This is a genomic window from Leucobacter sp. GX0328 (assembly GCF_053567315.1).
In genome coordinates this window covers 208,574-220,574 of sequence record NZ_JBSGPC010000002.1, presented here as the reverse complement: position 1 = coordinate 220,574, position 12,001 = coordinate 208,574, and the positions used below count along the sequence as shown (strand labels likewise).

Sequence of the window (12,001 nt, the reverse complement as noted above, 5' to 3'; positions counted from 1 at the left end):
GTCAGTCCTCGATCGCCACCTGCGGCATCAGCGCGGCGATGGTCTCGCGGGGCACGGCGCCCGCGCGGAGGACCCGCAGCTCTCCCCCGTCCTCGGTCACCCGGGTGACATCGACGATGGTCGACGGCGTGCCGTCGCCCGAGACCGGGCCGGCCTCGAGGTACACCGAGACGGAGTCGTGGAGCATCGCCTCGGCCTCGGCCGCGGTGCGCGCGGCCGGCTGCCCGGTGAGGTTGGCCGAGCTCACGGCGAGCGGCCCGGTCTCCTGCAGTATCTCGAGCGCGATACCGTGGTCGGGGATGCGCAGCGCGACCGTGCCGCCGGTCTCGCCGAGGTCCCAGCTCAGCGACGGGTTCGCGCGCGCGACGATCGTGAGACCGCCGGGCCAGCACGCCTCGGCGAGCGCGCGCACCGGCGTCGGGACGTCGGCGGCGAGCGCCGACAGCGTCGCGATGTTCGGGATGAGCACGGGCGGCGGAGACTGACGCGTGCGCCCCTTCGCGTCGAGCAGCCGCTGCACGGCGGTCGGGTCGAATGCGTCTCCCCCGACCCCGTAGACGGTGTCGGTCGGCAGCACGACGAGCTCTCCCCGCCCGATCGCGTGCCGCGCGGTGCGCATGCCGCTCAGGAGCTGCGAGGGATCGGAGCAGTCGTAGACATCGGCCATGACGCACCAGTCTACTCGGCCGTCGGCTGAGGAGTCCCCTACGCGATGGCGGTCGTCGCGCGATCCCTGCCCGTGAGGTCGGGGTGCGTCGCCGGAGCGCTCCAGCCGTCGCGCGCGAGGATCCCGCGGATCGCTTCCCCCTGGTGCTCGGCGTGCTCGAGCACGATCGGCGCCCCCGGCACGAGGAAACGGCGCCCGATGCGGCTGATCGTCCGGATGAGCTCGAGGCCGTCCTCGCCGCTGTAGAGCGCGAGTTCCGGGTCGTGATCGCGCACCTCGGGGTCGCGGGGCACCATGCCGCTCGGCACGTACGGGGGGTTCGAGACGAGCACCTGCACGCGCCCCTCGAGGCCCTCGAGCGCTGCGGCGAGCCCGCCCCGCCCGGCCGCGCCCCGGGCCGCGACCGCGCGCGCCGAGGTGTCGAGCTCGGCGACGTCTCCGAGCAGCAGTTCGACGCGGCCGTCACCCCACTCGGCGACGTTGCGCTCGGCCCAGGCGTGGGCCTCGACGCTCTTCTCCACGGCGAACACGCGCGCCGTGGGCACCTCGTGCGCGAGCGAGAGCGCGATGGCGCCGCTGCCGGTGCAGAGATCGATCGCGATCAGCTCGGGCGTCGGGACCGCCCGCAGCGCGTCGATGGCGATCTGCACCACGGTCTCGGTCTCGGGCCTCGGCACGAAGACGCCGGGCCCGACCGAGAGGTCGATCGCACGGAACGGCGCGCGCCCGGTCAGGTGCTGCAACGGCACCCGCCGCGCCCGTTCGTCGGCGAGTTCGCCCAGAGCGTCGAACTGCCCGGAGTCGAGCGCGCCGCCCATGAATGCGAGGGCCTGCACCCGGCCGCGGGTCTCCCCGAGCACGTGGCCGATGAGCAGTTCGGCGTCGACCATCGGGTCCTCGATACCCGCCTCGGCGAGGCGCGCGGCCAGTTCGCGCAGGGCGGCCGCGACCGTCGTCGCGGCGTTCTTGTCGTCACTCACCCACCCACCATACCGACCCTGCGCGTCGTGCTCCGCGCTGCCGGCACTGTCATGCAACGACTCATTTCATAATCGGCAGTGAATTGTGGGATAAGCGGACGGTATAGTTTTCAGTGGCCCTGAACTGGATTGAAGGATTGAAGGAAATGGCACGGACTTACGAGAACATCACCCAGACGTTCGGTGGCACCCCGCTGGTGCGCCTGAATCGTGTGACGGAAGGCGCCGGCGCCGAGGTCTACGCGAAGATCGAGAGCTTCAACCCGGCGGGCAGCGTGAAGGATCGCATCGGCATCGCGATCATCGATGCCGCCGAGAAGTCCGGGGCGCTGAAGCCCGGCGGCACCATCATCGAGGGCACCAGCGGCAACACCGGCATCGCCCTCGCATTCGTCGGCGCCGCTCGCGGCTACCGGGTCATCCTCACGATGCCCGAGAGCATGAGCATCGAGCGCCGCAAGTTCCTGAAGGCCTACGGCGCCGAGATCGTGCTGACGGACCCCGCGGGCGGCATGAAGCTCGCGGTCGAGAAGGCCCAGGAGCTCGTCGCCGAGACTCCGGGCGCCATCCTCGCGAACCAGTTCGGCAACGAGGCGAACGCCGAGATCCACCGCGCCACGACCGGCCCCGAGATCTGGAACGACACCGACGGCGCGGTCGACATCTTCGTCGCCGGCATCGGCACCGGCGGCACCATCACCGGCGCCGGCAGCTACCTGAAGTCGCAGAACCCCGAGGTCAAGGTCGTCGCCGTCGAGCCGCGCGACGCCCCGCTGCTCACCGAGGGCAAGGCCGGCCCCCATAAGATCCAGGGACTCGGCGCGAACTTCATCCCCGAGATCCTCGACCAGGGCGTGTACGACGAGGTGCTGACCGCGACCGTCGAGGATTCGATCCGCGTCGCGCGTTCGCTCGCCACCGAAGAGGGCATCCTCGCCGGAATCTCGGGCGGTGCCGCCGCCTGGGCGGCGCTCGAAGTCGCCAAGCGCCCCGAGAACGCCGGCAAGAAGATCGTCGTCGTGCTGCCCGACTCGGGCGAACGCTACTTCTCGACCGTGCTCTTCGCGGATCTCGAGGTCTGATCCGCCCGCACCGCCGTACTGCGCGGGGCCCGTCCGGAATGTTCCGGACGGGCCCCGCGTTGGCGCAGATACCCCCTCAGAGAATCGACCGAGAATCGGAGCACCGTGAGCCTCTTCAGCCGTATCCGTGAAGACATCGGCGCCGCGAAGGCGTCCGACCCGGCGGCGCGCAGCTCGATCTCGATCTTCTTCATCTATTCGGGTCTGCACGCGGTGTGGTGGCACCATCTCTCGCACGCCCTGTGGCTGCGCGGCCGCCGCTTCCTGCCCCGCGCGATCTCCCAGGCGATCCGCTTCTTCACAGGCATCGAGATCCACCCCGGCGCGACCATCGGCCGGCGCCTCTTCATCGACCACGGCATGGGCGTCGTCATCGGCGAGACCGCCGTCGTCGGCGACGACGTGCTGATCTATCACGGGGTCACGCTCGGCGGCACGGGCCACGGGCGCGGCAAACGCCACCCGACCATCGGCGACCGCGTGGTCGTCGGTGCCGGTGCGAAGCTGCTCGGCGACATCGAGCTCGGAGACGACTGCGCGGTCGGCTCGAACGCCGTCGTGGTGCGCTCGGCGGGCCCGTGGACGACGCTCACCGGCATTCCGGCGCAGGCACGTCCCCGGCGCGGCGCCCCGGTGGCCGAGAAGCCCGACACCGCCGACTTCTACGTGATCTGAGGCGATCCCTGCCGGGCGGTGCTCAGCGCAGTCGGCGCCCGTGCAGCTCCATCCATCGCTTCGTGCGCACCCGTTCGATCAGGATCATGGTGACGCCCAGCGCCCAGAACGGGATCTGCACGGCGAACGCGGTCTGGAACGCCCGCAGCGAGTAGTGCTCGGGCGACCCGGCGCCCTGCAGATCGAGCACGAGGCCGATGAGCAGCACGACGCACAGCGCCGAGGTGAAGCCGCCGGTGTTCACGAGCCCGGTGCTGAAGCCCGAGAAGCTGCGCGGCGTATGCGACCTCGCCACTTCGAACGCGATCATCGAGGCCGGCCCGCCGAACGGCATCGCGACGACGAGCACGATGATCAGCCACAGCGGCGGCGTGGTCGGCCAGACGATGACGGCGACCCAGAGTGCGATGATCGTGAACGTGATCACCAGGTAGAGCGTGACGCGCCGCTCCACGAACCGCGAGCTCAGCGGGCCGAGCAGCAGACCGGCCGCCATCGACGAGACGATGACGAGGTTGAGCAGGCCGCTCGCCTGCTCGGTGCTGAGCCCGATGCCGCCGGTGAGGAACGGAGTGCCCCACAGCAGCACGAACACCGTCAGCGCGAACGGCGAGGTGAAGTGCATCCAGTACGCGAGCCGCGTCCCGGGAATCGACAGCAGCCGTCGCCCGCGGGTCCAGATACTCAGACCCGGCACGCGCGAATCCGCGATGACCGGCAGCATCTCGGTGGCGGGCGGGCGCATGAATGCGCCGGTGGGCTCATCGGCGCCCAGGGATCGCGCCTCGCGGCTGATGCGGCCCAGACGCCCGGTCAGCGTCTCCGCCACCGTGCCGACGCCGGGACGGTCGCGCAGCACGAGGGCTCCGAGGATGCCCACGAGCAGGCCGATGCCCGCGATGCCGAGGAACCCGCTCGCCCAGCCGAACGACGACACCACGAACGCGAGCGGCGTGATCGAGACGAGCTGGCCCGCCTGCCCGATGAGGCCCGTGAGCTGGCTCACCACCGGCAGCTGGCGTACCGAGAACCAGTCCGGGAGCATGCGCATGAGACTCGTGAAGGTGCAGGCGTCGCCGGCTCCGACGAGCACGCGGGCGAGAATCGCGAGGCGCACGTCCGAGACCGTCGCCATCAGCGTCTGCCCCACGACCATGAGCAGCATGCCCGAGAGGATCATGCGGCTCGAGCCGATGCGGTCGAGCAGCATGCCCACCGGGATCTGCATCCCCGCGTATACGGCGAGCTGGATCATGACGAAGATCGACAGCGTCGTCGCATCGATGCCGAAGTGCTCCTGCGCCGCGGGCCCGAGGGCTGCGAGCGATGCGCGGTTCACGACGGCGATGCCGTAGGAGAACGTCGCGACGCCCCATACCATCCAGGGGAGGAACGGTTTCACGGAGCGCATGGCTCCATGCTAGCGAGACGCGCATTCCAACGACAAAGGGTCGCGATCTGGGCGTTCACGCGCACGAGGACCCCGATCTGCGCCCCATTGTCTGCCGGAACCGCCGGCCGCGCGGGATGCGGCCGGGAGGTTCGTCGGCTACTGGCCGAGCGATTTCAGACGGTCCTCTTCGTCCATGCGGATGCACGACTCGATGACCGGGTCGAGCGCTCCGTTCATCACGTGGTCGAGGTTGTAGGCCTTGTACCCCGTGCGGTGGTCGGCGATGCGGTTCTCCGGGAAGTTGTAGGTGCGGATGCGCTCCGAACGATCCATGGTGCGGATCTGGCTGGAGCGGTGCGCGCTCGCCTCGGCGGCCGCCTCTTCCTGCTGACGTGCGAGCAGGCGCGCGCGCAGCACGCGCATGCCGGCCTCGCGATTCTGCAGCTGGGACTTCTCGTTCTGCATCGCGACCACGATGCCCGTCGGCACGTGGGTGATGCGCACGGCCGAGTCGGTCGTGTTCACCGACTGCCCGCCGGGGCCGCTCGAACGGTAGACGTCGATCTTGAGGTCGTTCTGGCTGATCTCGACCTCTTCGGGCTCGTCGACCTCGGGGTAGACGAGCACGCCGGTCGTGGAGGTGTGGATGCGGCCCTGCGACTCGGTGACGGGGACGCGCTGCACGCGGTGCACGCCGCCCTCGTACTTGAGATGCGCCCAGACGCCCTGCGACGGGTCGGCGGCGTTCGACTTGATCGCGATCTGCACGTTCTTGTAACCGCCGAGGTCGCTCTCGTCTTTCTCGAGCATCTCGGTCTTCCAGCCCTTGGATTCCGCATAGTGCATATACATGCGCAGCAGGTCAGCGCCGAACAGGGCCGACTCAGCACCGCCCTCACCGCCTTTGATCTCGAGGATGACGTCACGGGCGTCGTCGGGGTCGCGCGGGATCAGCAGACGCCGCACCTTCTCCTGCGCCTCCGCCAGCGAGGCCTCGAGGCCCGGGACCTCCTCGGCGAACGCCTCGTCCTCCTTCGCGAGCTCACGAGCGGCCTCGAGATCGTCGCCGAGCTGCATCCAGTGCTCGTGCGCGGCTTTGATCTTGCTCAGCTCCGCATAGCGCCGGTTGACCTTCTTCGCGCGCGCGGCATCGGCGTGGAGCGCGGGATCCGCGAGCTGCTCCTGCAGCTCGCCGTGCTCGCGCAGCAGACCTGCGACCTGTTCGAACATCTTCTCTCCGTGAGTCTTCGATCGCCCGCCGTACCGCGGGTCGGCTGGGGTGCTCGTGCGGGGGCCGTCGGCCGCCCGCACGAGCCTGCACGATCTACTTCAGCGAGCCGAGCGTGTACGAAGCGTCCTCGACGATCTCGGGCGCGAAACGGCTGCCGGCGACCTTCACGAAGGTGTTCGCGACGGGCGCGACGGCCTTCAGCAGGGCCTTGTCGAAGGCATCGCCGGTCTTGGTGCGGGCGGTGGCGACGAGCGTGAGCGAGCCGCCGTTCTCGATGTTGCGCGCCGCGCCGACCAGTCGCTTCACCTGGGCGATGGCGTGGGCCTGCGCGGTCTCGGTCGACGTGCGACCGCCCTGCTGCGCCTGCACGGTCGCGTGGGCGAAGTCGTTCAACGAGTCGAGCAGCACGACGACGTCGTGGCCGAGCTCGACGAGACGGCGCGCACGGTCGACCGCGAGCTCTGCGATGGTGCTCTGATCTTCGGCGGTGCGCTCGAAGGTCGCGGTGATGACTTCGCCGCGCACGGTGCGCTCGAGCTCGGTGACGTCCTCGGGGCGAGTCTCGGTGAGCACGAGCATCAAGTGCGCGTCGGGCTTCGCGGCGCTGACGGCGTCGGCGAGGCCGGCAAGGATGCGTTCTGCCGGGATGGTCGCGGGCACCGACAGCACGGCGCGCTGGCCGAGTGCCACGGGCGCGACCCGGTCGATGTCGCTGCCGAGGTCGGCCTTGCCCTGGCCGAGGCTCAGACGATCCTGCGGGTGGATCGGGGTGAGCTCGGCGATGTCTGCGCGCTTCTCGTTCTCATCGATGGCACGGCCGTTGACCGACTCGACGCGCACGATCGCGTTGTACTTCTGACGGCCGGATCCCTCTCCCTCGCGGGGCTGGCGGATCGCGCCGACGACGGCGTCGCCGCGGCGCATGCCGTACTTCTTGACCTGGCCGAGCGAGACGTAGACGTCGCTCGTGCCCGGCAGGTAGCCGCTCGTGCGCACGAAGGCGTAGTTGTCGAGCACGTCGAGGATGCCCGCGATCGGCAGCAGCACGTCGTCCTCGGTGATCTCGGGGTCGACGTCGTCGTTCTGGCCGCGGCGCTTGCGGTCGCGCTGGCGGGTACGGCTGGAGCGGGGGCTCTCGGCCGCGGCGCCGCCGCCGTTGCCGCGCGAACCGCGATCCTGCTGGTTCGCCGCGTCGTCGCTCTGCGACTTCGCGGCGTCCTGGCCGTCGGTGTTCTCGACTGCGTCGCCCGACTCGGCCTTCTGCGAGCGCGTGCGGCGCCCGCGCGTGCGGCCGCCTCGCTCGCCATCTGCGCCGTCGTTCTTCGCACCGTCGCTCTTGGCGCCATCGTTCTTCGCGCCGTCGTTCTTGGCGCCATCGTTCTTCGCGCCGGCCTCGGCCTGCTCGCCCTTGGCGGGCTTGTCCGCTACCGCTCCGCCGTTCTCAGCGGCCGGCGCATCGGTGTTCTCGACCGCAGCGGGCTCGGCCTTCGCGGCTTCGGAGGCGTCGCGCACGGGCGACGAGGCGCGGCGGCTGCGCGTCGCGGGAGCCGGTGCTTCGGCGACGGTCTCCGCCGGAGCTTCGGCCGCGGGAGCCGCGGTCGCCGCCTCGGGAGTTTCGGCGGCGGGCGCCTCGGCGGCCTCGCCGGCGACCTTCTTGCGGCTGCGCGACACGCGCTTCTTCGGCGCCTCGGCCGGAGCCTCGGCAGCGATCTCAGCAGCGGGGGCCTCAGCAGCGGCGGCATCGGCGGCGGGCGCCTCGGCAGCCTCATCGACGACCTTCTTGCGGCTGCGCGACACGCGCTTCTTCGGCGCCTCGGCCGGAGCCTCGGCGGCCTCGGCCGCAGGAGCCTCGGCCGCAGGAGCCTCGGCAGCGGGAACCGCAGCCTCGGCCGGCGCACCGGCTGCCGCGGAAGCGCGGCGCGGCGCGCGACGGCGCACGGGCTTCTCTGCGGCGACGGACTCCGCCTGGACTTCGGCGTTCGAATTCATCTCTTCTACGTTCAACTTCACAATCTCTCTCTGTGAAGACCGTTGGAGGATCGCGCCCGAACGGCTGCGGCCTCTCGCGGTCGTGCACTTCACGTGCGTTGGGGAACACCGGAGAACTCGCCCGGTGAGGAAACGATCCACTCGACGCGATTCGGAGCGAGACAAGAACCGCTTGCCGTTCCGATCGGTGCCGCAGCCGTGAAGACTACACGGGGATCTCCTCCACTGTAGCACCCCTGGTGTCGACCGCGAGCAGCAATCGCTGCCAATCCGCATGATGCTCGGCCACGTAATCGGCCGCCGCGAGGCGCTCGGCCGGTCCGTTCGCGAGCACGAGCACGGACGGCCCGGCGCCCGAGACGACGGCCGGGAACCCGGCGCCCCGCAGCTCCCCCACGAGGTCGCGCGTCGCCGGCATGGCGTCTCCGCGGTAGCTCTGGTGCAGGCGATCCTCGGTCGCTTCGAGCAGCAGCTCGGGGCTCTGCGTGAGCGCCGCGATGAGCAGTGTCGAGCGCGAGACGTTGAACACGGCGTCCTCGTGCGGCACGCTCTTCGGCTGCAGGCTGCGCGCCAGCTCGGTCGACATCGTGAACGAGGGCACGAGCACGAGCGGCGACACTCCGCGATGCACCATGAGGCGCTTGGATCGCGGCCCGGTGCCGTTGGTCCAGGCGATGGTGAGCCCGCCGAAGAGCGCCGGCGCGACGTTATCGGGGTGCCCTTCGAGCTCGGTCGCGAACGAGAGCAGCTCTTCCTCGTCGAGCTCCAGCGGGTCGACGGGGTCGCTCGCGAGCAGGCCTGCGGCGATCATGACTCCCGCGACGATGGCGGAGCCCGACGAGCCCATTCCGCGGCCGTGGGGAATCCGGTTCACTGCGACGACTTCGATGCCCGGCATCGTGCGGCCGAGCCGAGCGAACACGTGGGCGGCCGAACGCACGACGAGGTTCGTCTCATCGGTGGGCACCTCGCCCGCACCGACGCCGGTCACGGCCACGGTCGCTCCCGGCGCCTCGCGCGTCGTCACGGTGAGGTCGTCGCCGTGCGAGAGCGCGATGCCGAGCGTGTCGAAACCGGGGCCGAGGTTCGCGCTCGTCGCCGGAACATGCACGTGCAACGCGCGCGGGACGAACCCGCTCATGCGTCGCCCTCGAGGCGCAGTACGCTGGTGACCTGCTGCACGACCTCGCTGCCGCGCAGCGCATCGACCACCGCGGCGAGATCCGCCTCACGAGCGCGGTGCGTGCCGATGACGAGACGCGCGTGGCCGTCGGCCTGCTGCGAGATCGACTGCTCCACACTCGAGGCCGAGACGCCGCGATCGGCGAGCAGACCGGCGATGGTCGCGAGCACGCCGGGCCGGTCGCGCACCTCGAGCATGATCTGGTAGGCGGTCGTGATCTCGCCGACGGGCAGGATCGGCAGTTCGGCGTGCTTCGAGCCCGGGATGCCGGGGCCGCCGACGACGTGGCGGCGGGCGGCCGAGACGACGTCGCCGAGCACGGCCGAGGCCGTCTCGACGCCGCCGGCGCCTGCGCCGTAGAACATGAGCTCGCCAGCCGACTCCGCCTCGACGAAGATGGCGTTCTTGCCGCCGTAGACGGCGGCAAGCGGGTGCTCTCGGCTGATCAGCGCCGGGTAGACGCGGGCGGAGACGCCCTCGGTGCCGTCCGCGGCGGTGAGGCGCTCCGCGATCGCGAGCAGCTTGATGACGTAGCCGGCCTGCTTGGCGGCCTCGATCTGCTCGGCGGTGACCGTCGTGATGCCCTCGCGATGCACCGACTCGACCGGCACGTTCGTGTGGAACGCGATGCTCGCGATGATGGTGGCCTTCTGGGCCGCGTCGTAGCCCTCGACGTCGAGGGTCGGGTCGGCTTCGAGGAAGCCGAGCTCGCTCGCGACGCGCATCGCATCCTCCGCGCTGTCGCCGAAGCGGTCCATGCGGTCGAGGATGTAGTTGGTGGATCCGTTGACGATGCCCATGACGCGGGTGACGTGGTCGCCCGCGAGGCTCCACACGAGGGGGCGGATGATGGGGATCGCGCCGGCGACGGCGGCCTCGTACGAGAGCTGCGCACCGACCTGCTCCGCGGCCTCCGCGAGCTCGGGACCGTGCGCGGCGATCAGCGCCTTGTTCGCGGTGACGACGTCGGCGCCGCCCTTGAGCGACTGCAGGATCAGCTCGCGGGCCGGCTCGATGCCGCCCATGAGCTCGATGACGATGTCGGCCCCCTGCACGAGACGCTCGGCGTCGGTCGTGAAGAGCTCCTGCGGCAGCTCCGCATCGCGCTTCGCATCGATATCGCGCACGGCGATCCCTGCCAGAGTCAGGCGCGCGCCCACTCGAGCGGCGAGCTCGTCGCCGTTCTCGAGCATGAGCCTGGCCACCTGCGATCCGACTGAGCCCGAGCCCAGCAGGGCTACGCGAAGGTCACGGTACCCGTTCAATTGTTCTCCTTGATTGTGTGAGTGCTACACCGGCCGGTCGACGTCAGAAGACGCTCTTGGCCAGCAGTTCTTCTTCGGTCTCGCCGCGAACGATCAGTCGCGACCGGCCGCCCGAGACCGCCACCACCGGCGGCCTGGGCACGTAGTTGTAGTTGCTCGACAGCGACCAGCAGTACGCGCCGGTCACGGCCACCGCGAGCGTGTCGCCCGGCCGCACGTCCGACGGCAGCAGATCGCGCTGCACGACGATGTCGCCCGACTCGCAGTGCTTGCCGACGACGCGCACCAGAGCCGGAGCGGCCGTCGAACGCCGGTTCGCGAGCCGCACCTGGTAGTCGGCGCCGTAGAGCGCGGGGCGCGCGTTATCGCTCATGCCGCCGTCGACGCTCACGTAGAGGCGTTCGGTGTATCCGAGGTCGGCGGGGTCGCCGCCGGCATCGGAGCCGGCGAGCTCGACGGCTTTGGTGGTGCCGACGGTGTAGAGCGTGACGCCCGACTGCCCGATGATGCTGCGGCCGGGTTCGAACGCCAGCTTCGGCATGTCGATGCCGTACTCGGCGACGCTCTCGGCGACGATGTCGGCGAGCTGCCGCGCGACATCCGCGACGTCGGGGGCCTCCTCGGCCTGCGCCGAGGTGTATGCGATGCCGAAGCCGCCGCCGAGGTTCAGCTCGGCGACCGGCCCGCCCGTGATCTCCGCGAGTTCGGCGTAGACGCCGAGCAGGCGCCGTGCCGATTCGCGGAAGCCGTCGGTCGCGAAGATCTGCGAACCGATGTGGCAGTGGAGCCCGACGAAGTCGAGGGCGTCGTGCGAGACGATCGCCCGCACCATCTCGGGCGCCGCGGAGAGCGGCTGGCCGAACTTCTGATCCTCGTGCGATGTGGCGAGGAAGTCGTGCGTGGAGGCGTGCACGCCGCTGTTCACGCGCAGGCGCACGCGCTGGCGCGTCCCGGCCGCGGCGGCCGCGGCGGCGACCCGATCGATCTCGATCGCGCTGTCGATGATGACGGTGCCGACGCCGGCGGCGACCGCGCGCTCGATCTCCGATACGGACTTGTTGTTGCCGTGGAATCCGATGCGGGCGGGGTCGACGCCGGCAGCGAGCGCCACGGCGAGTTCGCCGCCGCTCGCGACGTCGATCGCGAGCCCCTCCTCCGCCATCCAGCGCGCCACCTCGACGCACAGGAACGCCTTGCCGGCGTAGTAGACGGTCGCCTCGGTGCCGATGCGCGCGGCCTCCCCCTGCAGCGCCTCGCGCACCTCGCGCGCCCGCGCCCGGGCGGCGTCCTCATCGACCACGTACAGCGGCGAACCGTACTCGGCGGTGAGGTCGGTGGCGCGCAGGTCGCCGAACTTCAGCTGGCCGCAGCTGCTGCCGCGGCGCGCCGTCGAGGGGAAGACCCGGGCGTCGATCGCGTCGAGAGCTCCTGTGGGGTCGTCTTCGGCCATCGTATGCTCCTGCGGGTCTCGGGTCGGTGTTCGCGCACGCGTCCGCCGCTCATGGCAGCCGATGGCGAGCGGACCCGGATTGGCCC

The 12,001-nt window shown here is 70.6% G+C and carries 10 protein-coding genes; 2 read left to right on the top strand and 8 right to left on the bottom strand.

The window, feature by feature from the left end:
- Position 1 precedes the first annotated feature (1 nt).
- Entirely contained in the window at positions 2-667 is a 666-nt protein-coding gene (locus tag ACUYTF_RS09215; RefSeq protein ID WP_434142505.1) for an L-threonylcarbamoyladenylate synthase, read from the bottom strand.
- 38 nt (positions 668-705) lie between these two features.
- Positions 706-1,647 (bottom strand): peptide chain release factor N(5)-glutamine methyltransferase, encoded by a 942-nt coding sequence (gene prmC, locus ACUYTF_RS09210; protein ID WP_434142504.1) that lies wholly within the window; start codon positions 1,645-1,647, stop codon positions 706-708.
- 146 nt (positions 1,648-1,793) lie between these two features.
- On the opposite strand from prmC, the gene cysK reads away from it, so the two are divergent.
- Entirely contained in the window at positions 1,794-2,729 is a 936-nt protein-coding gene (cysK, locus tag ACUYTF_RS09205; RefSeq protein WP_434142502.1) for a cysteine synthase A, read from the top strand.
- Positions 2,730-2,834: 105 nt separating this feature from the next.
- Positions 2,835-3,404 (top strand): serine O-acetyltransferase, encoded by a 570-nt coding sequence (gene cysE / locus ACUYTF_RS09200; RefSeq protein WP_434142501.1) that lies wholly within the window; start codon positions 2,835-2,837, stop codon positions 3,402-3,404.
- A 22-nt stretch (positions 3,405-3,426) separates the two neighbouring features.
- Here cysE and ACUYTF_RS09195 read toward each other — a convergent pair whose 3' ends face one another.
- From ACUYTF_RS09195 to lysA, 6 genes are all read right to left on the bottom strand, one after another.
- Complete coding sequence (locus ACUYTF_RS09195; protein WP_434142500.1) at positions 3,427-4,815, bottom strand: MFS transporter; 1,389 nt, start codon at positions 4,813-4,815, stop codon at positions 3,427-3,429.
- 138 nt (positions 4,816-4,953) lie between these two features.
- Positions 4,954-6,027: a peptide chain release factor 1 gene (prfA, locus tag ACUYTF_RS09190; protein WP_434142498.1), complete on the bottom strand. Its 1,074-nt coding sequence runs from the start codon at positions 6,025-6,027 to the stop codon at positions 4,954-4,956.
- A gap of 94 nt (positions 6,028-6,121) precedes the next feature.
- Entirely contained in the window at positions 6,122-8,038 is a 1,917-nt protein-coding gene (locus ACUYTF_RS09185; protein ID WP_449279648.1) for a hypothetical protein, read from the bottom strand.
- Between the two features lie 184 nt (positions 8,039-8,222).
- Entirely contained in the window at positions 8,223-9,158 is a 936-nt protein-coding gene (gene thrB, locus ACUYTF_RS09180; RefSeq protein WP_434142496.1) for a homoserine kinase, read from the bottom strand.
- Positions 9,155-10,465, bottom strand: coding sequence for a homoserine dehydrogenase (locus ACUYTF_RS09175; protein ID WP_449279647.1), 1,311 nt, complete (start codon positions 10,463-10,465; stop codon positions 9,155-9,157). Before ACUYTF_RS09175 ends, thrB begins: the two co-directional genes overlap by 4 nt.
- Positions 10,466-10,508: 43 nt before the next feature.
- Positions 10,509-11,915 carry a diaminopimelate decarboxylase gene (gene lysA, locus ACUYTF_RS09170; protein WP_434142494.1) on the bottom strand — a complete coding sequence of 469 codons (1,407 nt, stop codon included), beginning with the start codon at positions 11,913-11,915 and terminating at the stop codon, positions 10,509-10,511.
- Positions 11,916-12,001: the final 86 nt, after the last annotated feature.

Bases quoted from the DNA above. Each gene is read 5' to 3' on its own strand.
- thrB (WP_434142496.1), bottom strand. From the start codon at position 9,158: ATGAGCGGGTTCGTCCCGCGCGCGTTGCACGTGCATGTTCCGGCGACG.
- ACUYTF_RS09215 (WP_434142505.1), bottom strand. From the start codon at position 667: ATGGCCGATGTCTACGACTGCTCCGATCCCTCGCAGCTCCTGAGCGGC.
- prfA (WP_434142498.1), bottom strand. From the start codon at position 6,027: ATGTTCGAACAGGTCGCAGGTCTGCTGCGCGAGCACGGCGAGCTGCAG.
- lysA (WP_434142494.1), bottom strand. From the start codon at position 11,915: ATGGCCGAAGACGACCCCACAGGAGCTCTCGACGCGATCGACGCCCGG.
- cysK (WP_434142502.1), top strand. From the start codon at position 1,794: ATGGCACGGACTTACGAGAACATCACCCAGACGTTCGGTGGCACCCCG.
- ACUYTF_RS09195 (WP_434142500.1), bottom strand. From the start codon at position 4,815: ATGCGCTCCGTGAAACCGTTCCTCCCCTGGATGGTATGGGGCGTCGCG.